General features: G+C 72.3%; 14 protein-coding genes and 1 pseudogene. 3 read left to right on the forward strand and 12 right to left on the reverse strand.

The window, feature by feature from the left end; genetic code table 11:
- Nucleotides 1-342: 342 nt before the first annotated feature.
- Complete coding sequence (locus KBZ10_RS17545) at nucleotides 343-1,071, reverse strand: GPP34 family phosphoprotein (protein WP_210988584.1); 729 nt, start codon at nucleotides 1,069-1,071, stop codon at nucleotides 343-345.
- 564 nt (nucleotides 1,072-1,635) lie between these two features.
- Here KBZ10_RS17545 and KBZ10_RS30065 point away from each other — a divergent pair.
- The gene (locus KBZ10_RS30065; RefSeq protein ID WP_210988585.1) at nucleotides 1,636-4,599 is read left to right on the forward strand and encodes a D-alanyl-D-alanine carboxypeptidase; all 2,964 of its coding nucleotides are present in this window, start codon (nucleotides 1,636-1,638) and stop codon (nucleotides 4,597-4,599) included.
- A 425-nt stretch (nucleotides 4,600-5,024) separates the two neighbouring features.
- Here the strand turns inward: KBZ10_RS30065 and KBZ10_RS17555 are convergent, their stop codons facing one another.
- The 5 genes from KBZ10_RS17555 to KBZ10_RS17580 form a co-directional block, all read right to left on the reverse strand.
- Nucleotides 5,025-6,101 carry a C40 family peptidase gene (locus KBZ10_RS17555; protein WP_210988586.1) on the reverse strand — a complete coding sequence of 359 codons (1,077 nt, stop codon included), beginning with the start codon at nucleotides 6,099-6,101 and terminating at the stop codon, nucleotides 5,025-5,027.
- A gap of 22 nt (nucleotides 6,102-6,123) precedes the next feature.
- The gene (locus tag KBZ10_RS17560) at nucleotides 6,124-6,606 is read right to left on the reverse strand and encodes a poly-gamma-glutamate biosynthesis protein PgsC/CapC (RefSeq protein WP_210988587.1); all 483 of its coding nucleotides are present in this window, start codon (nucleotides 6,604-6,606) and stop codon (nucleotides 6,124-6,126) included.
- Nucleotides 6,603-8,456 (reverse strand): poly-gamma-glutamate synthase PgsB, encoded by a 1,854-nt coding sequence (pgsB, locus tag KBZ10_RS29545; protein WP_307847487.1) that lies wholly within the window; start codon nucleotides 8,454-8,456, stop codon nucleotides 6,603-6,605. Before pgsB ends, KBZ10_RS17560 begins: the two co-directional genes overlap by 4 nt.
- Nucleotides 8,457-8,461: 5 nt before the next feature.
- Nucleotides 8,462-10,735, reverse strand: a complete 2,274-nt coding sequence (locus tag KBZ10_RS17575; protein WP_210988673.1) for a HAMP domain-containing protein — start codon at nucleotides 10,733-10,735, stop codon at nucleotides 8,462-8,464.
- Between the two features lie 416 nt (nucleotides 10,736-11,151).
- Entirely contained in the window at nucleotides 11,152-12,366 is a 1,215-nt protein-coding gene (locus KBZ10_RS17580; RefSeq protein ID WP_210988588.1) for a CapA family protein, read from the reverse strand.
- Nucleotides 12,367-12,431: 65 nt separating this feature from the next.
- Here KBZ10_RS17580 and KBZ10_RS17585 point away from each other — a divergent pair, with 65 nt between their 5' ends.
- Nucleotides 12,432-13,472 carry a hypothetical protein gene (locus KBZ10_RS17585; protein ID WP_210988589.1) on the forward strand — a complete coding sequence of 347 codons (1,041 nt, stop codon included), beginning with the start codon at nucleotides 12,432-12,434 and terminating at the stop codon, nucleotides 13,470-13,472.
- 57 nt (nucleotides 13,473-13,529) lie between these two features.
- Here the strand turns inward: KBZ10_RS17585 and KBZ10_RS17590 are convergent, their stop codons facing one another.
- On the reverse strand, nucleotides 13,530-13,919 hold the full coding sequence (locus KBZ10_RS17590) for a helix-turn-helix domain-containing protein (protein WP_210988590.1): 390 nt from the start codon (nucleotides 13,917-13,919) through the stop codon (nucleotides 13,530-13,532).
- 143 nt (nucleotides 13,920-14,062) lie between these two features.
- Between KBZ10_RS17590 and KBZ10_RS17595 the strand changes: the two genes are divergently transcribed.
- A complete protein-coding gene (locus KBZ10_RS17595; RefSeq protein WP_210988591.1) occupies nucleotides 14,063-14,452 on the forward strand; it encodes a RidA family protein in 390 nt (129 codons plus the stop codon).
- 128 nt (nucleotides 14,453-14,580) lie between these two features.
- Here the strand turns inward: KBZ10_RS17595 and KBZ10_RS17600 are convergent, their stop codons facing one another.
- The 5 genes and pseudogenes from KBZ10_RS17600 to KBZ10_RS17620 all read right to left on the reverse strand — a co-directional run bounded on the left by KBZ10_RS17600 (nucleotide 14,581) and on the right by KBZ10_RS17620 (nucleotide 20,921).
- A complete protein-coding gene (locus KBZ10_RS17600; RefSeq protein ID WP_247702555.1) occupies nucleotides 14,581-16,866 on the reverse strand; it encodes a UvrD-helicase domain-containing protein in 2,286 nt (761 codons plus the stop codon).
- A 303-nt stretch (nucleotides 16,867-17,169) separates the two neighbouring features.
- The gene (locus tag KBZ10_RS17605) at nucleotides 17,170-17,775 is read right to left on the reverse strand and encodes a PaeR7I family type II restriction endonuclease (protein WP_307847488.1); all 606 of its coding nucleotides are present in this window, start codon (nucleotides 17,773-17,775) and stop codon (nucleotides 17,170-17,172) included.
- Between the two features lie 182 nt (nucleotides 17,776-17,957).
- Nucleotides 17,958-19,634, reverse strand: a complete 1,677-nt coding sequence (locus tag KBZ10_RS17610) for an Eco57I restriction-modification methylase domain-containing protein (RefSeq protein ID WP_210988592.1) — start codon at nucleotides 19,632-19,634, stop codon at nucleotides 17,958-17,960.
- Nucleotides 19,635-19,860: 226 nt separating this feature from the next.
- Nucleotides 19,861-20,067, reverse strand: coding sequence for a DUF397 domain-containing protein (locus KBZ10_RS17615; RefSeq protein ID WP_210988593.1), 207 nt, complete (start codon nucleotides 20,065-20,067; stop codon nucleotides 19,861-19,863).
- A pseudogene (locus KBZ10_RS17620) lies at nucleotides 20,064-20,921 on the reverse strand (Scr1 family TA system antitoxin-like transcriptional regulator). The gene KBZ10_RS17615 and the pseudogene KBZ10_RS17620 overlap by 4 nt, the downstream one beginning before the upstream one ends.
- Nucleotides 20,922-20,973 lie beyond the last annotated feature (52 nt).

The following is a 20,973-nucleotide window of genomic DNA, read 5'->3' on the forward strand; positions in this document are numbered from 1 at the left end:
GGAAACGGCGACAGAGGGTCGCCCTCCGTACACTTCGGGCGATGGCCGCGCCGCCGCGCGGGCGAACATGCCGGGACAACACACCGCATACACCGCGCGCGGGCGGGGGCCGGTGCCACTGCGGGCCTCCGGCCCACCGCCCGCGCGCGTCCGCCGGTTTCCGGACCGGCTCGTGGGGACGGCGGCCCGGTCGGTGGGTGTGAACTGTCCGGATTCGAGGGTGGTCGGGGTGTCGGGTGCCAAGCTGTCGTGCTGCTCGGCGCGCCGGTAGTGGCCGGTGGCGCCGCCGCCGATGCGGGCGGGGGCCGTGGGCCGGTGACGCACCGGGTGCGGGGCCCGGCTCTAGCGAGCCGCGGCGCGCGCCATGCTCCCGCGCCGGGCCTGCGGTGGCACGCCCGCCGGATCGCCCGGTCCTCCCCGGGCCGACGGCGATCGCCGCGGCTGCACGGCCACGCCGTTCTGCACGTCCATCACGGCGTGGGCCACGAGCCCGCCCATCGGGTCGTGCCGGATCAGATCCCGCAGCCTGGAGCGGCAGGACCTGCCCTCGTTGCCCGGGTAGAGGTGCTTGCCGAGCCCCACCGCGTGGGCGAGCGCGGCCAGCGCCGCGGTCCGCGGGTCCGGCGGTACGCCGGTGCGGATCGCGTTGTCGAGCCGGTTCCTGATGTCCCGGCTGATGGCCGTCTCCGTCGCCTGGTAGCGAGTCGTCGGCAGTACCCCGCACATCTGTCCGGCCACGGCATGCACCATGCCGCACCGCTCCAGATGCGTGAGATACGTCTGGCGCAGCCCCAGCCGGGGCCCGCCGATCCAGTGGACGGCGCGCACCGGGCTGCCGCGACGGCGCAGCAGTTCGAGCGCGGAGTCCAGTGTCGGATCTCCTGTCGGCCGTGGCAGCACCACGGCGATACGATCCCCGTCAGGGGCTATCCGTCCTGCCAGAGCCAGCTCCACTAGCTGCGCCCCGGCAAGACCGAGGTCGAGCGACTGCGGCTGCGCCGTGGTTCCCGTGGCCGGGTCCAAGGCCAGCAGCAGAAGCTCCTCCGGAATTGTTCTGCGGCTCCTGCCCATCCATGCCTCCCCGCGTGGATGTCTGACAGGGTGACCCCTCTCACAATGGTCTGTCGAGAGTGCCTGGGGACTTTGTGAGGGAACCGTTAGGTATGTCGTCCTCGTCTAGCCACTGGGCGGGCGCCGGCCGGGGGCGGAAACCGGACTCCGGCGATCCGAAGGCCGGAGCGGAGGGTTCCGGGCTGGACACTGGTGGCGCGGATCAGCAGTGGCGCGCGGTGCCGTCGGATCATACGGGGTCCCCGCGGCACGTTGGGCAGCAGTACGTATGGAGGAGGCACGGTGGCGGGCGAGTCCCCCGGTAGGTCGGAGCAGCGGAAGTCATCGGGGGGGACCGCGGAAGCGGAAGCGGAAGCCGGGAGCGACCCGCGGATCGCCGTCTTCGGAACCTCGTCGGACGACGGGAAGACGGATGACGGGAAGACGGGCGGCGGGAAGACGGGCGAGCCCGGCGGGGACCGTGCGGACGGCCCTGACGGCGGTGACGCGGAGCCCGGAGACGGGACGCCGGAGAACACGGCGCCGAAGGGTGGAGCGGACGACTCGGGCGAGACACGCGGCGCGGTGACGGAGGAGGCCCCGGCCGGGGACACCGCGGCGAAGGGGGCCACGGCGAGGGAGGCGGCCCCGGCGGACGGCGGGCCGGGAGACGGCGAGACGGGAGACGGCGAGACGGAGAACGCCACCTCCGGGAACGGTGCCGCATCCGGGACCGGCGAAGCCGGCATCCCTGGGGCCGGGGGCGAGCAGAAGGCGGCGGGGCTGGGCGACGCGCGGCTGCGGGACGCGGTCGCGGCCTGGGTCGCCACGAGCGAGGCCGAGCGGCGCCCCTCGGAGCCCGCTGCGCAGCCCGCCTCGGGGAGCGCCTCGGGAAGCGGGGACACCGGCGCTTCCGCCGGGCCGGGCGCCGGCACGCCTGGGGAGGACGTGACGAGGGAGGACGTGACGGGGGAGGACGTGACGGGGGAGGACGCGACGGGGGAAGACGGGGCCGGGGAAGACGGGGCCGTGGAGGACGCGGCCGGGCGCGCGGATCTGGTGACGGCGGCCTTCGGCGGCCTGCGCGCCGCGCGTACCGAGTCCTCGGAACGCGGTGGGTCCGCCCGCACCGGCGCCTCGACCGGAAGCGGTGAAGACCGGGGAACCGTGGTCTTCGGCCGCCCCCTCCCGGGCGACGAGGAGAGCGAGCCGGCGGAGCCGCCCGGGCAGTCCGCCGCCGCAGAGCCGTCCGGGTCGTCGACCGGGAAGGACGAGGACAAGGGTGCCGAGGAGGCGGAGGCGGAGGCGGTGGACCCCGGGAAGGAGCCCACCCCGGAAGAGGCCCCCCGGCACCGGAACCAGACCGGGCCACTTGCGAAAGCGAACGCGGAGGGCGGCGACTCCGCGAGGGCGGACGAGCCGGCTCGGGACACCGGGTCCGCGTCGCCTGCTGCGGCGGGCTCGAAGCCCGGCGAGAGCGGCGAGCGAGGGGGGAGCGCCGGGAGCGGAGCGGACGCCGACCGCGCCGGCGGGGACAGTGGTGCCGCCGGCGCCCCGGCGGGCGGTGCTGGCGCCCAGGGCAAGCCCGTGGATCAGCCGACGGCGGTCTTCCGGGTGCGGCAGCCCGGCAAGCCGGGGGACTCCGAACCGGCTGCCGGGACCGGCGGGAAGGAAGCGGAAAGCACCCGCGACAGCAAGTCGGCCCCCGGCGCGACGGGCGCGAAGAAGACGCCGCAGGCCGCGGAAGCGGAGTCGGCCGGGACGGCCGGAAAACAGCCGGAAGTCAGGGAGCCGGGCGGTGGCAAGCCCGGCACCGCGAAGCCCGGCACCGCGAAGCCCGGCACCGCGAAGCCCGGCACCGCGAAGCCCGGCACGGGCGCATCGGAGGCAGGAGCGCCGGACGCCGGGGGACCGGAGCCCGCGAGGGCGGGGGCCGGCGGGCCCGAGGCCGGGAAGGAGACCGCCGGGAAGTCCGGGACGGGGAAGTCCGGGCCCGGGAGGGCGGACGCCGGCAAGCACGGACCCGGCGAGCCCGGAACGGGGAAGCCGGGTGCTGCCGGACCGGCCGCCGGGCGGACCAGCACGTTCGTACCGCTGCAGTCCTCCGAGACCGCGCCCCGCACGCCCGCGCCGTCCAAGACACCGGCCTCCGGGCCCTCCTGGGCCGCGGGCCCGGAGGCCGCCCGCGCGGACTCCGCGAGCGGCGCCGGAGGCTCGGTCGCCCCGTCACCGGCCGGGGAGTCCGAGGTCGAGCGGACCAAGCAGCAGCCGCTGCCCCCGCTCGACCTGCTCGCCCAGCTCACCAACACCCCGCCGCCGCCCGAGACTCCGCTGCGCACCCTGGTGCGCCGGGTGAAGATCTGGACGCCGCTGGTCGTACTCCTCCTGATCGTGTTCGCGATCGCACAGTCCCTTCGTCCTCTGCCGGAGCCCGAGCTGCGGCTGACGGCGGCGGCGGAGTACGCCTTCAAGGGGGAGAAGCCGTCGCTGCCGTGGCCGGACGAGGGCCAGGCCTATGTGGAGATCGACGGGCTCGGCAGCCTCGGCTCCTCCGGCGCGGAGAAGCCCGTCCCGATCGCCAGCGTCGCCAAGGTGATGACCGCGTACGTGTTCCTGCGCGAGTACCCGGTGAAGAAGGGCGACGAGGGCGTGAGGATGAAGGTCGACGCCCGGGCCGTGGAGGAGTACGAGAGGGGCAGGGCCGACAGCGAGTCCGTGGTGCGGCTGACGGAGGGGCAGATGCTCTCCGAGTACGAGGCGCTGGAAGCCCTCATGCTGCCCTCCGCGAACAACGTGGCCCGGCTGATGGCCCGCTGGTACGAGAAGGAGAACGGCGGGGATTTCGTCGCCGCGATGAACGACGCCGCCAAGGACCTCGGCATGAAGAACACCACCTTCACCGACCCCAGCGGTCTGGAGAAGACGACGGTGAGCACCGCCAAGGACCTGGTAAAGCTGGGCAAGGCGGCGATGGCGGTCCCGGTCTTCAAGGAGATCTCCGCGAAGCCGTACTACATCGACAGCAACGACGACAAGCAGCTCAACTACAACCGCCTGATCCCCTACACGGGCATCGGCATCAAGACCGGCACGAGCACCGCGGCGGGCGGCAATCTGCTCTTCGCGGCGGAGCAGCCCATCGCGGGGACGAAGCAGCTGATCGTCGGCGCGGCACTGGGCCAGTACAAGGTGCCCGCCATCGACTCGGTGACGGAGGTCAGCAAGCAGCTGATCGAATCCGCGCAGGCGGTGCTCACGGACGCCAAGGTCGTCGAGAAGGGCCAGGTCGTCGGCCATGTCGACGACGGTCTGGGCGGGACGACGCCGGTGGTCGCCACCGAGGACGTCACGGCGGTCGGCTGGCCGGGCCTGACGGTGGACCTCGCTCTCAACGACGGCGGGGAGACCGTCCCGCACGAGGCGGAGGCGGGCACCGAGGTGGGACTGCTGACGGTCGGCAGCGGGCCCGGTCAGGTCAAGGTCCCCGTGGCGCTGGAGAAGGCCAAGGAGGAGCCGGGCTTCGGCAGCAAGCTGACCCGGATCCTCTGAGCGGAGGAGGGCCGCCCGGACCGGCCCGCCCGGTCCGGACGGCCCCGCCTGCCCCGGGGCGCCCCGCTTTGCCACGGGCCGTCCCGGGGCGTGCGGGAGTCGCGGCCCGGCTGACGGTGCCCGGCCCGGCTGACGGTGCCCGGCCCGCCGGACCTGCTCCCGCACCCCCGGTCACGCTTCGGCGGAACAGCCCGGCAGGGAACTCCGGGAGGCCATGGAGGGCGGCTCACACCGGGACGGGTCCGCACCGCGAGGACAACCGTGCCCGACCCGCCCCCGGACCGTGACGCGCAGCCCCGTGCCCCGGCACCTGTCGCGCCCCGCCGCGCCCGCGGGGACCGGGGCGGGGGCGTGCTCCGGACCGCGGCCGAGGGCCGCCGTGCCGCCGCCGGTCGCTGCCGCCCCGCCGCCGGTCGCCGCCGCGGCTACAGCCGCTTCGCGCTGCGGAGCGTCTTCGCGTAGTAGCCGTTGCCGTCCAGCCGCGAGGTGCCGCCCTTGTCGCCGATGGTCGGGCCGTTGACCTCCTCACGGCTCGACAGGAAGATCTTGTGGCCGTCGGTGTCGTGGCCCAGGTAGATCCCCACGTGGTCGAGGCGTTCCTTCGTCCGCGCGTCCAGTTTGAAGAAGACCAGGTCGCCGGGTTGCAGCACGTCGATCGAGGCGGGCCGCTCGAACGGGGCCTTCCCCTTCAGCTCGATGATGTCCGCGCCGAGGTCCGAGCGGGCCATGCCGTTGGCCGTGCGGGGCAGGCCGTCGCCGGACTGGTCACTGGCCCGCAGCGGATAGCGGGCGCGGTAGCCGAAGACCGTGCGGATGAAGCCGGAGCAGTCCATCGAGCGGCTGCGCATGCTCTCGGGCTGCAGGGTGGTGCCGTCCCGGAAGGTGTACGGGATGCCCAGGTAGTCGTAGAAGTCGGACTGTTCCAGCCGCAGGTCGGCGCCCTCCGAGCCCTCGGGGTTGATCGGGCCGAAGTCGGCGTCACCGGCGTAGGCGACGCCCTCGTCGTCCTTCTTCACCGGGGCCTGGTCGACGTACTGGAAGCCGTAGGCGAAGAGGTCGTCCTCCTCGCTGCCGAAGTACTCCTTGAACCACTCCTTGAACCACCGTTCCTTCTCGGCGCCCTTCGTCCAGACCTCCGGCATCAGCCGGACCCAGTTCTCGGTGACGACCCGGGACTTGGTGTTGGCCGGTTCGGTGAAGGTGCGGCTGGGGCCGGTGAGGGTGGCCGTGCGGGCGCCGTCGGTGAAGGTCGCCAGCACCTGGCCGTTCTCCCCGCGCAGCACCGAGCGGTCCGGGCTCTTCAGCCGCTCCCACCGCTGCTCGCCGAGGTTCGCGCTGCCGGAGGACTTGAGGTCGGGGGTGTCGGTGACGGCCTGCACGGCGGGCGCCTTGGCCTGCTGCTCCTGGCGGAGTTCGACGGTGAGGTAGGCGCTGCCGGCGAGCAGGGCGATCACCGTGGTGGCGTGCAGGATCTTGCCGCGGGTCTTCTTCTGGGCACTCATGGGACGGTCGGCTCCGTTGGGGTCAGGCGGACGGCATGACGCCGAGCAGGATTCCGGCGGTGAGGACGACATAGGCCAGGAGCGTCACCGAGCCGGTGGCCAGGACGGTCGCTCCCTTGGGCTGGCGGACGAGCTGGTACGCGATGAGGCCGGGGACGATGAACCCGAGCGTCTGGTTGGCGTACATCAGCGGGAACTCGATGGACAGCACGATCATCACGGTGGCCTGGAGGAGGACACCGGTCAGGACGACGGCGGAGAAGAGCCGCTTGCCGTAGAGGATCACGTGCCGCTGGAGCAGCAGGGTGCAGACGTAGGTCAGCACGGTGACGCCGACGACCATGGCCGCCCGCTGGAGGTCTTCGACGAGGGTGAGCGCCAGCCAGCCGGGGGTGATCATGCCGCCGGGGGACAGATTGGTGGTCAGGTAGCAGACCAGCGAGAACATCAGACCCAGGGCGATGCCGATGGCGGCGATCTCCGGGGTGAGGACGGCGGGGATCAACGGGGCTCTCCTGGGCTCTGCCACGGACCGGACTGCGGGGACTGTGAGGACTGCGGGGACTGCGGGGACTGTGAGGACTGCGGGGACCGCGGTGCGGAGGGGCCACGCCCTCCGGGCCGCTCGGGACCCCCGGGCCGCTCCGGCCCCTCGGGCGGATCGGACTGCGGGGGCGCGGGCCGGCGGCGGGGCTCGAAGAGCCCGCGCACCCGGAGCGGCATGGTCTCCTGGTGCCGCCCCGGCGGCAGTTCCTGCCGCTCACCCGCCTCGCGGGGCGGCGCCCCCCGCCGGACCGCCGGGCCGGGGCCGTTGGGGAACGGCGCCGGCTCCGGCTGCGGGCGGTTCAGATAGCGGGCCTCGTACGCCTCCGGGTACGGGGCGAACGGGTCGATGTGCGGGGCGTACGGTTCCGCGCCGGCCGGGAAGCCGGCCCCGGCACCGGCCGGCACCGCGGCCGGCTCGCGCCCGGTTCCGTGTCCCTCGGGCCCGGCGCCGCCGGTGCCCTCGGAGCCGTCGCCGGTGCCGGCAGCGGCCGCCGTGCCGTCCGGCGTCCCGGCGCCGTCCGGCTCCTCGTCGGCCGGCAGTTCCGCGAGGTGTTCCAGCAGCACTTCGCCCTGGCCGTGGATGTTGCCGATGGCGACCAGCGAGGAGTCGGGACCGAGCCGGTCCAGCAGTGCGCGCATGAACTCCTCGGGGTCGCGGCGGTCACCGCCGAGGTCGACCGCGCGGGGCCGCCACTCGGCGGGCATGGCGTCCAGGGCGCTCTTGGTCGGATGGCCGATGAGGAAGACGGTCTCCGGGGCCAGCTCGGGGATGATCTCGCCCATCTGGCCGTTGCGCTCGACCCGGTCGGGACGGCAGTTGATCACCACGTTGAGCGGCCGGTGGATGGCGCCCAGGTCCAGCAGCTGGTTGATGTTCATCAGCGTCGACTCGGGGTCGTTGGCCGCGAAGACGTTCGCGAACCGCAGCCGCTTGGCACCCGCACCCGCACCCGCACCCGCACCCGCCCCCGCACCGGCCCCCGCACCGGCACCGGCCGCCCCGGCGCCCGTGCCCGGCCGCTCGGCCGCTTCCGCGCCGCCGGGCACCAGGTACCGCTCGACGGAGAGCACGCCCGGGTCCGGCGGCGCCTCGTACATGCCGCGCAGCGCCGTCTCCCGGTCCACGCCGAGCAGGCCGGCCACGGTCAGGGCGATGGCGACGTTCTCCTTGAAGGTGAACCAGCTGAAGCCGCGCAGTTCCTCGTCGGTCACCGACTCCGGGTCGGCGTAGATCAGTTCACAGTCCCGGGCGTCCGCCTCCTCCTGGAGGATGGCGAACCGTTCCTTCTCGGCGGTCACGCAGATCCCGCCCTCCGGCATGGACCGGCTCAGGGAGCGGGCCACGTCGTCGAGGGTGGGTCCCATCTCGGCGAGGTGGTCCTCGCGGACGTTGCACAGCACGCCGATGGTGGAGCGGATCAGCTTCGACTGGTTGATCTCCTGCAGCGCCGGCATGACCGCCATGCACTCCATGACCAGGGCGTCCGGGTGGTACGAGGCGGCGCGCCGCACGATGCCGATCTGCTCCACGACGTTCGCGATGCCGAACTTCCGGTAGACCGGTTCCTCGGTGGCGTCGGGGTGGATGAAGCGGGCCGCGGTGCCGGTGGTCTTGGCGACCGTGACGAGCCCGCCGCCGCGCAGCGCGCCCGCGCACAGCCGGGTGATGGAGCTCTTGCCGCGGATGCCGTTGACGAGCACCCGGGACGGTATGTGGTCCAGGCCGGCGAAGTGCCGCCGCTGCTCGATGACGCCCGCGACGAGCAGGATGACGCAGCACACCACCAGAACGGTGTAGAGGAAGAGCACGGTGGTCAGTTCCTTCCGGCGAGGGGGGTCGCGTCCCGCTTGCGCTGCTGCGTCTGCCGCTGCAGTTCCTGCCGGATCAGCTCCAGGCTGCGGGTGACGGCGCCGACCTCGTCGTGGTTGCGCGGGTAGAGAACGGTGCGGCGGTCGCCGTCGGCGAGCGCCTCGGCCCGGTCGGCCAGTTCGCGCAGCGGACGGACGACCACGATGTGCAGCCAGCCGAGACAGGCGGCGGTCGCGGTGAGGCCGAGGAGGCCGGCCAGCACGGTGCGGTTCTGCAGGCTGTACTCGGGGATGTCGAGTCCGGCGGCCGGCTGCCAGCTCACCACCGTCCAGCCGAGCGGCTTCGCGGGGCCGCCGCCGACGAACGGCGCGGCGGCGGCGATCTGGACGCCCTCGTCGCGGTAGAGCACGCTGCTGGGCCGGGGGCTGAGCCCGACCTTCTGGTTGGCGCCGGCCACCAGCGAGGACAGCTTCTTGTCCGGCAGTTCCTGGAAGGCGCGGTAGCCGCTGTTGGCCGCGATCACCCGCTGCTTCTCGTCGATCAGCCGGACCTGGCCGAGGCCGGGCTGCTTGAGCAGCGAGTTGAGGAAGCCGATCCGGAACTCGCCGACGACGGCGGCGCCGTCGCGGCCCGGCACCTCGGCGTAGGCGCTGATGACCGGCACCTTGCCGGAGTCGTCGCGCAGGACGATCTGCTCGGTGCCCGGGCCCTTCCCGGCCGGGTGCCGGGGGTCCTCGCCGGCGCGGGCGAGGATCTCGCCGTCGGCGGAGAGGACGTACAGCGACTCGTAGCGCAGGTGCTCTTTCCGCGTCCGGTCGAGGACGGCGGTCATGTCGCCGGGGGACGTCTGGTCGCCGATGAGGGAGGCCACCGAGGTCAGGTCGGCGTGCCCCTCGTTGAGCGCCCGGCGGACCCGGTCGGTGAGGGTGTCGGTCCGTTCCCGCTGGTCGTTGACGAGCTGCTGGGGTACGACGACGGTGGCCTCGGCCCGGTTGAGGACCAGCGCGAGCGGGGCGCACCAGGCGAGGAGCAGCACGGCGGAGACGGTGAGCAGGGCGCGGCTGCCGACCCTCCGGCCCCGCCGGACGGGAGCGGCGGAGCCGTCCCCGGCGGAGCCGTCCCCGTCCGCGGAGCCGTCCGGGTCGCCGGTGCCGCCGAGGAGCTGCTGCCGCAGCCGTTCCAGGGCCTCGCCGATGCGCCGGGTCTCGCCGAAGCGCGGTGCGCCGACCGGGCGGCGCAGGTCGCCGCGGGTGAGGCGGCGGCTCTCCAGGAAGAGCTGGAGCAGCGGGCGCTGCACCGTGCCGTAGAGGAGCCCCACGGCCAGGGCGCCGATGACGAGCAGGGAGCCGGCGGCGAGCAGGCCGAAGATCGAGTTGGTGGTGCGGGTGGTGTCCTCGGTTACGTGGAGCAGGGCCACCACGGTCAGTCCGAGACCGGTGGCCGCGGTCTGGCCGCCGGCTTCCGGTGCGGCGAGCGTCGCGTAGCCGGCCAGGGCGCGTTCGCCGCCGGCCTCGTCGCCGAGGAGGCTGCCGCTCACCCCGAGGAAGCCGCCCGACCCCGGCTCCTTGGCCTTCACCGGGTGCTGCGCGGCCTTCTTCGCGGCGGTCCGGCTGAAGCCCCGCAGTTCCTTCCGTGACCGCTCGGCGTCCTCCTTGACCTCGTCGGAGAGGATCTGCTCGTCGGCCAGGATGCCGTCGCTGCTGAGGATCTCCCCGGTCGAGTCGACCACGGCGATGGCACGGAACTTGCCGAGGCTGACTCCGGGGAACTTCAGGCTGCTGGAGGCGATGAGCAGCTGCTGGGGCCGGTCCTCCCAGGACAGCACGGAGAGGATCAGCAGCCGTGTCTCGCCGTTCTCCAGGCGGACCATGCGCGGGTCGAGCCCGCCCTCCTCGGACAGCTTGCCGCGGTCGATCGCGGTGAGCGGCAGCGTCTCGCCGCGGGCGGCGAGGAGCTTCCCCGACTTGATCTCGAGAACGGCGGTGCCCCGCCACTTCTGGTAGACGCTGCCGATCTTGTCGAGGACGGCGTCGGCCGAGACGGGCTTGCCCGCGTTGAACAGCGCGGTCGTCCGGTTGAGGTCGGTGATGCTCTCGTCCAGGGAGGCGCGCAGTGCGATGGCGCCGTCCTCGGCGACGTGCTGCTGCGAGGTCATCACCGCCTCGGAGACCGGATCGTTGCCGACCCGGCCGAGGTGGAAGGCGGTGAGGGCCGCCAGCGAGAGCAGCAGCGCGGCCAGGGCCGCGATGGGAGGCCGGATGCCGCCCAGCAGTGACATATCGGCCCTGCGGCGGACTTTGTGCCGCGGCGTCGTGCGGGGGGCGACCACCGAGCGCTCCTTCTTCAACAACTGCTGCATGTACGGCGTGGGACGGGGTAGTTGGGGGGCAGACAGGCGTGTTGCGCCTGCTGCGACGGGCGGAGTGCGCGACACGGACCGCGGCGCGTGAGGTGCACGGCGGCCGTGTGACGTACGGGGATCGTGTTGCGGCTGGGAGCCGTAACCAGTGATGCATGACCGATGGCCCGGTCGAATGGTTGTACGCAGGTGGCGGGATGTGAGGCAGATCCCTCGACCGCCCCGGCCGGTCCGGCACTGCCGGCCCGGCAGCGTCGGACCGGCCACGTCAGTCCGGCAGCGGCGGTCCGGCTTCGGTCCAGCAGCTTCGGTCCGGAGGCTTCGGTCCGGAGGTATCAGTCCGGCAGCCCCCGCAGCGGCTCCAGGCCGTCCTGGACCCCGCCCCGGTTGAGCAGCGTGCCCTCGGTGCGTTCGAAGGCCAGCCGGTAACGGGAGCGCTGCTCCCCGGTGAGGTCCCGGTCCTCCCGCAGGGCTGCCGCGACATCCACCAGACGGTGGTCCCCCACGGGTTCCACCGCGTCCGCCGCCGTGGTGATGTCCGCGTCCTCCGGGTCCGGCGGGATGTCGACGAAGGTGGGCACGTAGCGCGCCCGCACGTCCCACGCGCCGCCGCGCTCGGTGAACTCGAACCAGCCGATCACGCCCTCCTCGGAGAGGCCGCTGGGCACCTCGTGCCGGGCCAGCTGATTGCCGAGGCCGTAGGCGATCCAGGTGCCGTCCACCTTCTCCATCGGCTGCACCACATGGGCGTGGTGCCCGATGACGAGATCGATGCCCGTCTTCTCGGCGATCCGGCGGGCCATCCTGAGCTGGAATCCGTTCGGGGCCTGCTGGTGCTCGCGGCCCCAGTGGATGCTGAGGATCACCACGTCGGCCCCGGCGTCGCGGGCCGCGCGCTCGGCGGCGGCGACGCGCTTGAAGGAGGTCTGGTTGACGAGCCAGGGGGTGTCCTCCGGAACCTCGCGTCCGTTGAACCCGCCGGCGAACGAGAGCTGCGCGACCTTGACGCCCTTGACGTCCATGATCAGCGGAGTCTCCCCCTCCTTGCGGTTCCGGGCGGAGCCGGTGTGCTTCAGGCCCGCCGCGTCGAGGACGTCCAGGGTCCGCTTCACCCCGGCGGGGCCGTGGTCGAGGGTGTGGTTGGAGGCGGTGGAGCAGGTGTCGTACCCGGCGTCCTCGACCGCGGTGGCGATCTGGGGCGGGACGAGGAAGTCCGGGTAGCTCTGGAAGGGGCCCCCGGGCTCGCCGAGAACCGGCTCCATGTGGCAGATGGCCAGATCCGCCTTGCTGATCACCGGCTTCACCCCGGCCATGAGCAGGCCGAAGTCCAGCCCTTCCGTTCCTTCGCCCGTCTCCTGGGCGTCCTTCCGGGCCTGCTCCGTCAGCTCCGGGTGGATGAGGATGTCCCCCGCCGCGGCGACGGTGAAGGACCGGGCGCCCGCCGCGGCGCCGTCGTCCGGGCTGCCGGGGGCTCCGCAGCCCGCGAGGGCGGTCGCGCAACAGACGAGGGCGGCTAGCCCAGCGGTACGGGGACGGAGGGAACGTTTCATCACCCGGGTATTCTCATCCCGATATGAGGGCACCCACGTCCCGGCAGATAACAATTGCCATAACAATGCTCCTCGCAAGCGCCCCGGCGGCGGTCCTGACGGCCTTCGCCGGCCACGCGGTGGTGTCGCAGATCACATCTCCCGCTGATCCGGGGCCAGTTGGGCCCGGCCGGGCCGGGGGCCCCGCGGGACGGGAAGACGGGCGGGACGCCACCGTCGATCTGGAGCGGCACATCACCGGCTTCGTGTCCCGGTTCGGCGGGAACGGCGGCTACCACCCGCCGGACCGCGCGGAACGCCGGACCGTCGCGGACGGCCTCCGTCTCCTGCTCGACGGCCGCCGGGAGGACGCGGCGCGGCGGCTCGCGGCGGCGGGCTACGGCGTGCGCACGCTCACCGACCGTGCCACGGGGCGCAGATACGCGGAGATCGCCGACCTGGCCGAACCGGCGGACGGGAGTCCGGCCGGCGAGGACTCCGCCGGCGGGAGTCCCGCCGGCCGCGGATGGGGCCGGGTCTACGTCGATCTGGGCGGTGGGGACCGGGCCGGTGCCGAGCCGGGCGGTGGTGGTCCGGGCGGCGACGGGACCGCCCGCTGGTCCGTACAGGTGCCGCACCCCGCCGCCGACCGCGGGACCGAGCGGCTCGGCGCCGCCGTGCTGCGCGGCACCCCGGGCGGTGTGCTGGTCGTCGCGGGCGCGCACCGCGAGGCGGGCAGGGGTGACGCCGCCGACGTGGCGCACCGCCGGGACACCGTCTTCCACGCGGTCTGCGCGGAACTGGCCTCCCGGGGTGTCCCCGGCGTCCAACTGCACGGATTCGCGGACGACTCCGTACCCGGGTACGACGCGGTGGTGTCCACCGGCCGGGGCGACGACGGCCGCGAGGAGGCCCGAACCCTGGCCCGCGGGCTCCGCCGGAACGGCCTGGAGGTGTGCCGGGCCTGGGCCCGCCGCTGCGAGCTGGCCGGCCGCGGCAACGAGCAGGGGAAGCGGTTCGCCGCCGAGGGCGTGCCGTTCCTGCACGTCGAACTCGCCCACGCCGTCCGCTCGGACGGCGAGCGGGCCCGGCGGGCGGTCGGGGCGCTGACGGAGATCACGGGGTGACGGGGAGGGCGGGGAGGGCGGGTGCCGGGTGCCGCACCCGGGCCGTCCGCTCCGCCGTCAGGCGTCGAAGCGGTGGCGGGCGGCTTCGATGTGGCCCAGGTACCGGTGGGTCCAGTCACACATGCCGTCGACCGTCTTCCGCAGGGCCGTGCCCGCCTCGGTGAGGGCGTACTCGACCCGCGGCGGCACGGTGGGGTGCACCGTCCGCCCGACCAGGCCGTTGCGCTCCAGCATGCGCAGGTTCTGGGTGAGCATCTTGTGGCTGATGCCCTCGATCTCGTTCCGCAGTTCGCTGAAGCGCAGCGTGCGCTCCCCGAGGATCTCGATGATCAGCAGCGCCCATTTGTTGGCGACGTCCGAGAAGATCTCCCGCGCCAGGGAGTCCGCGCGCAGCAGATCCGCTTCGTCCACCGGATCCGCCGAGCCCTTGAGCTGCTTGGTCACCATCAGGTTCCCCAGTCACCGAAAAGTGCGTTCTTCCACGTCAGCGGACACTCTCCTACGGTTCCCGAGTAACCACAAGAGAGCGACTGTCCCGTGGTGCCGAGGAAGCGGCGCGCCCACGGACGGGACGAGAAGGAGACGGACCGATGGCCATCACCCTGGTGAACCCTCCCGGACTGCCGGAGATCGACGTGTACCGGCAGGTGTCGGTCGCTACGGGATCGAAGCTGGTCTTCGTCGCCGGGCAGGTCGCCTGGAACGCCGGGGGAGACCTCGCCGCCCAGGTCGAGGAGAGCTACCTCAGCGTCGGCACGGCCCTGGCCGGGGTCGGCGCGACCTTTGACGACGTGGCGAAACTGACCGTCTACGTCGTCGACTGGACCCCCGACAAGATGCCCCTGCTCCTGGAGGGCATCTCCCGGGCGACCGCGAAGCTGGGGGTCACCGCGGCCCCACCGGCCTCGCTGCTGGGCGTCGCGGCCCTGGACGTACCCGAACACCTGGTCGAGATCGAAGCCACCGCGGTCCTCGACTGAGCGGAAGCGGCACCGCACCGGCGGCGCCCCGGCGCCCCGGCGGGGACGGGGCGCCGGGGCGGGAAGGCCGTCGGGTGCCGCGCCCCGGATCGCCTCCGCCCCCAGCTCTCCGGCTCAGTCCTCAGTCCTCAGCCGGAGCCCGAGCCCGAGCCGGATCCCGCACCACGCCCCGCCGGGCCGGCGGCGAGCCGGGCCCCCAGGCCGGCCGGGAGGTCCGCCGCATGGACGACGCCCAGCCGCTGCGTCGCCCGGGTCAGCGCCACATACAGATCGCTCACCGCGAACTCCGCCGGTTCCACCACGACCACCGCGTCGAACTCCAGCCCCTTCGCCTGCCGCGGACCGAGCACCACCACCGGCCGGGTCAGATCCGGCCGGGGCCCGGCGGACGCCTCCGGCAGCGCGGCGGCCAGCGGCTCCACCAGCTCCCCGGGCGCGATCACCGCGAGCCGCCCCTGCCCCGCCTCGTCACCGAGCTCTGCCGCCTCCCGGGCCACGGCCGCCGCGACCGCGTCGGCCAGCTCCTTCTCCTCCGGCACCCGGTGCGCCCATGGCGCGCTGTCCGTCGTACGGATCGACCGCGGCGGTTCGAACGACGGGTCGACGGCCCGCAGCACCCCGGCCGCGACATCCATGATCTGGCTCGGCGTGCGGTAGTTGACGCCCAGCCGGACGTGCTCCCACCGCTCGCCCACATACGGTCGCAGGATCCGTTCCCAGGAGCCGCAGCTCCCCGGCTCGGCGGTCTGGGCCGGGTCGCCGACCAGCGTCATGGAGCGGGTCGGGCAGCGGCGCATCAGCAGCCGCCACGCCATCGGTGACAGCTCCTGCGCCTCGTCCACGATGATGTGCCCGAACGCCCAGGTGCGGTCCGCCGCCGCCCGTTCGGCCGCGCTGCGGTGGTCCGCCTCCTCGGCGCGGTCGGCCAGCCGTTCGGCGTCGATCAGATCGTGCGCGGCCAGCACCTCCGACTCCTCGTCGTCGCGGTCCTCGAACTCCTGCGTCCGGGAGCCGTACGACAGGTCCAGCACGCCCTGCGCGTAGGCGACGCGCTCCTGCCGTTCGGCCTCGGCGCGGGCGCGGGCCGCCGCGTCGTCCTCGCCGAGCAGTTCGGCGGCCTCGTCCAGGAGCGGGATGTCGGCCGTGGTCCACTCGCCGCCGGTGCGCCGGATCGCCTCGGCGTCGGCCTCCGGCAGATGGACGGGGCCGGCCAGGAAGCCGGCGACCAGCTCCTGCGGCGTCAGCAGCGGCCACAACGCGTCGATCGCCGCCTGCACTTCACTGCTCGCGGCGACGGAGATGCCGAGCTGGGCGATGTCGTCCGGGCCGAGGAAGTTCGGGCCGCCGTACGGGTCGGCGCCGATGCGGTCGGCGAGCTGGGCCGTCAGCTCGTCGATGACGCGGAACGCGAAGTGCGGCCGGGCGAGGTTGTGCGGCAGCTTCGTCTCCCGGGCCTGGTGGCGGGCGAGGGTCACGATGTCGGCGTCCAGCAGCAGGTCGCCGTCCTCGGTGCCGATGACGGTCCCGGGCTCCGGCAGCCGCTGCTGGTCCCGTACGTAGCGCGCGAGGACGTCGGCCATCTCGGCCCGGCCCTTGACCTCGGCGGCCTCGGGGGTGTCCGTCGCCGTGGCGGTGACACCGGGGAACAGCTCACCGGGCGAGGCCATCAGCACGCCCGTCTCGCCGAGCGAGGGCAGCACCTCGCCGATGTAGCCGAGGAACGCCGGGTTCGGCCCGACGATCAGCACGGCGCGGCGGGCCAGCAACTCCCGCTGGGCGTAGAGGAGATACGCGGCGCGGTGCAGCGCCACGACGGTCTTGCCCGTGCCGGGCCCGCCCTCCACCACCAGCACGCCCTGGTGCGGGGCGCGGATGATCCGGTCCTGCTCGGCCTGGATGGTCTGCACGATGTCGTGCATCCGGCCGGTGCGGGCGGCGTCGAGGGAGGCGAGGAGTACGGCGTCGGCGTCGCTGCCCTCGTAGCCGGTGCGCTCGCTGTCGCCGAGGTCGAGGATCTCGTCGTGGAGGGCGGTGACCTGCTGCCCCTCGGTGGTGATGTGGCGACGACGGCGCAGCCCCATCGGGGTGTGCCCGGTGGCGAGATAGAACGGCCGTGCCACGTCGGCCCGCCAGTCGATGACGAGCGGGGTGCGTTCGGCGTCGTCGCGGCGGATGCCGATCCGGCCGATGTGGTGGTCCCGGCCGTCCCGGAACACCAGCCGCCCGAAGCACAGCCCGCGCTCACCGGCGTTGAACGCGGCCAGCAGCCCGGACTGTTCGGCCACCAGGACGTCCCGCTCCAGCCGCGCCTGGAACGTGCCGCCGCCCGCCTCCCCGGCGGGAGCCATGGCCGAACGCAGCGCGTCCTCGGCCTGCTCCCGCAGCTCCTCGAGCCGCGCGTACAGCACATCCATGAATTCCTGCTCGCGAATCAATTCCGCGTTTGACAATGCAACTCCCGCCCCGATATGATGACTCCATAAAGATTCTCCGTGCAGCCGTGCGATTCTCGTGATTCTGGACACGGAAACCTCTAATATACGCAAACAAATACCCTGGACGTCAATGACGCCCGGGGTATTTGTTTGTTTTGGTGCGGCTAGCGGTGCGGTGGGTTTCCGAGCCCACGCCGGGCTCGAGGGTGAGGGCCCGGTCCGGAACCGGCGGGTCGGGGTCACGGTCGGGGCGGGGCAGCCAGACGGTGCGCGCCGGGCCGGCTACCCAGGGATCCCGAGGCTCCTCAGATAGGTCAGGCGCGCGTTTATCGCTGCCGCGAAATGGAGCCAGTCAAGGCTCTCGACCGGCTCCACAGGTCTGGGGCTTCCGGCCGAGGACGTCACGTAGCAGACGGCGTCGTAGAGCCCTTCGTCGAGGAGACGGCGGCAGAAGACTCCGAAACGGTCCTGGTACGAGGTGCCGTGCCAGATGTCGTTCACCGGCAGCGCGCCCTGCGCGATCCTGACGGGAGCGCTGCACCTCTCGCCGTCCTGCATGATGAAGAAGTAGCCGAGCCAGGGCTCCACCTCCGGACACATTTCCGCAAGGGCGCGCCGCAGATCGACGGCGCTCCCGAGGGCCTCCTCGACTCTGTTGTTGTAGTTGTTGCCGTAGGAGGGGCCGCCCAGCGCCTTGAGTTCGAAGGCGGCGACGAGGATGCCCTCATGGACGACCACGACGTCCCACTGCTTCTGCGGCCTGTAGTAGCCCGGCAGTTCGAGGCCTTGAGATCTGGTGACGCGGATGCTCTCCGGTGGGTACCCGGCGTTGAGGAAGAAGGTGGACAGCAGGACGGCGATGCTGTCGAAGTGCTTACCGCTTCGCACGGATCCTGCGCGGCCCCGCCGGGTCCGCCGCGCCGGGCGCGGTCCCGGCGCCCTGGGCATCCCGGATCGCGGATTGCTCCTCCTGTAACCGCTTCGCGCCCCAGTAGGCGGCAACAGCGTCTTCGAACTCCTGGCGGGTGACCGTCATCGGCCGACCTCTCCCCCTACTCGTTCTCTTCGTCCTACTCGGGCAGTTCAGCGAGCCCGTACACGCGCAGCGCGGCCTTGGTGGCGGCCGCCGGGTCTCGGCGGTCGAAGGCTTCCGCGAGCGCGGCTCTGTCCCGTTCGCTGATCGCGTCCGGGGCGGGAACGCGGATCTTGCGCAGGTACTGGGCCTGGAAGCGGAGCGTCCCGCCGCGCATTCTGACCGCGTAAGCCTCCACAAAGGCCTGCGCCACCTTGGAGAGCAGCAGGCCACCGAGGACACGCATGTCCCAGGTCTCCGAGACGACGAAGTACAGGTTGTGATGCGGATACAGCCCGCCTTCATCCAGCACCGGATGGATGGCCAGCTTCATATCCGGGAACAACAGCTTGGCCCGGCGGGTGAGGCGGGAGTCGACCTTGTCGAACGTCTTGTACCAGCGATCGGGCTGCTTGACCGCCACGTACCGCTTCCGCAGCACATCACCGTGCTTGCCGAAGTACGCAGCGAGCCGCGGATAGGCGTCGAGGTCGACCAAGTCGCCGTCCGCGCTCCACGGATTGACCAGGTACGTGCCACCCCAGTTGACATGCCCGCTCGTGGTGTCCCGGACCATGGCCATCGGCAGCAGCCGGTCGGGTTCGACGGCGTCGGTGTCCCGGGTGATGAACACCTTGTCCGCACCGGTGGCGATTCCGATTCCGACACGCGTACCCGTACGGGCGTCCTCAAGCAGCGCGAAGCGCTCGGTGAGGTCCTCCAGCATCGCCAGCCGGGCCGGGGAGGCCGCCGGCCAGGAATCCTCCCCCGGGAACCACTGTGGCAGCCGCGCGGCCTGAAAGGCTTCGGCGGCCACTTGCTCGCCGGATCCGGAACGGCACCAAGCGGCGAAATCCCGGGCATGTGCCGGGCCAAAGGCGCGGGTCGTGTCGGCGACGACAGCCGGCCCCTGGGCGCGGCTGGAGATGAGTGTGATGGCGGGATAGGCGGAGACCTGCTCGTCGAAGACGTCCACGTCGTGCAGGGACAGCACCAGGTCCATGCTGAACCTGCGGGTCACCAGGCGGCGCAGCGCACGGCCGTACTGGTTGCGCATCCAGCGGTCCGCGCAGATGAAGCCGAGTCGGCCACCGGGGGCGAGGCTGCGCAATGCGGTCTCGTAGAAGCCGATGTAGGTGTCCGCCCGGCCGCTCATGGTGGGACAGGCGTCACGGTAGGCGGCCATTCGGTCGTCCGGGACGGCCTCGAGCCGGATGTAGGGCGGGTTACCGACGACGTAGTCGGTGGGGTGACCCGCGTCGGGATGCAGCAAGTAGTCACCCTGCCGCACCCATGTGGTGGCGATCAGCTCCACGTCGGCCGAGGACCACCCCGCGTCGTGCAGCGTCCGCGTGATCACGGACCGGCTTTCCTCGACATTGCGGCTCAGGAGGTCGAAGGCGCGGACCGCTTCGGCTCCGTCGCTGAGGGGACGTCCGTGGGCGCGGCAGGAAGCGCTGACGCGTTCTGCGATGACGCCGAGGAAGGCACCGCCACCGCAGGCAGGCTCCACGAGCCGCACAGCGCAAAGGTCCTTGTCCGGTGTGTAGCCGATGAGGTCGAGAATCAGCTCGACCACCCAGCCGCGGGTGAACACCTCACCGTGCTCCACGGCCTCCTGCAGAGACTTGGGGAGCGCGAGATCATCGATGTCGAAGAGCGCGAGGGTTGCCACGTCTGGACACTATCGCCCCGGGCCCGGTGGACCGAGATTTGTCCACAGAGGGTGTTCTGCTGATCACACAAAGGCCGTCCGCGCTTGATGCGTGGCCCAGAGGTGGACCGCGAGTGGCCTGAGGGGAGCTGTGCCGCCGGTCACCACTGCCCGGGAGGTGGCGGCTCTGGCGCAACGCCGAGAGCCGCCCTCTCCGGGCCGACTAGTTGCTCTCGGGCGACGACCCTCAGTGCCGACTAGCGAAGCGGACGAAGCCCTCCCAAGCGGACAAGGGCACGACAAGGCGCGGACCCTGGGCGTTCTTGGAGTCGCGCACCAGGATGGAGCCAGGTATGGCGGCGACCTCGACACAGGCGGGGCCGTCGTTGCTGCTGTGGCTGCTCTTGAACCACTGCGGCGCGGATCCGTCTCCGACTGGGAGCTTGAGGGTCATGTCTCTCCAAGTAGTTTCTCGATGAAGGCCATGGACTCGCGTGGTGTCAGGGCCTGGGCTCGGATGATCCCGTACCTCATCTCAAGGATCTGAACCTCTTTGGGGTCTGCGACAGTCGGCTGGACAGTTGTCCCTCCCAGTGCCCCAGAGTCTTACCCCCCCTTGAGTTTCAGGAGCTGCAGCTCGCCACCCATGCCCGCGTGCTCCTCGCGGTCCATTGGCATCACCTGGATGTCGACGTGGCGCAACTGCCCGATTTCCAGCAAGTGTTCGAGCTGGCGGCGCAGCACCATTCTGCCCCCAAGCGGGCGGCGAAGTGTCGCCTCTTCCTGGACGAAGCTGAAGATCGGTGCGGGCTGAAGATCGAAGACACCCTGGCGGGCCAGCCGAGCGGTCACCTGCCGCTCGATCATCTCGTCGGAAAGGATGGGGCGCCGCATGGCGAACAGCGCCCGGGCGTACTCCTCGGTTTGAAGCAGGCCGTGCATGTTGTGATCGCTGTAGGCCCCGATCTCGACCGCCTCTGCCTCCAGGCGCGCCAAGTCCCGAACCTTCTTTGGGTAGCGCGCTTCCGCCACGTCCTTCGCCATCGCGGCGATCTTGCCGCCGGCTTCCAGCACCTGGTCGGCGTTCTTGAGGAACTCCGGCTGCGGTACGCGGCGGGCGCGTTCCACCGAGGACACCAGATCCTCGCCGTATCCGATGGCCTTGCCCAGCTCCGACTGCTTGAGGCCCGCCGCCTCCCGCCCGTCGCGCCGGAACGAGCCTCGCCGGACGCCGAGTCCGGCCGCGGTCTGCTCCTCGTCAAAGCCCTGGCGGACCGCTGGGGGGTTACCACGGGGCCGGCGCCCCAGAAGAGCGTCTGGGCCGAACTCGGCCTCGGCGTAGCGGACTTCGGCGAAAATC

The organism is Streptomyces sp. F63, from assembly GCF_018070345.1.
GTDB lineage: Bacteria > Actinomycetota > Actinomycetes > Streptomycetales > Streptomycetaceae > Streptomyces.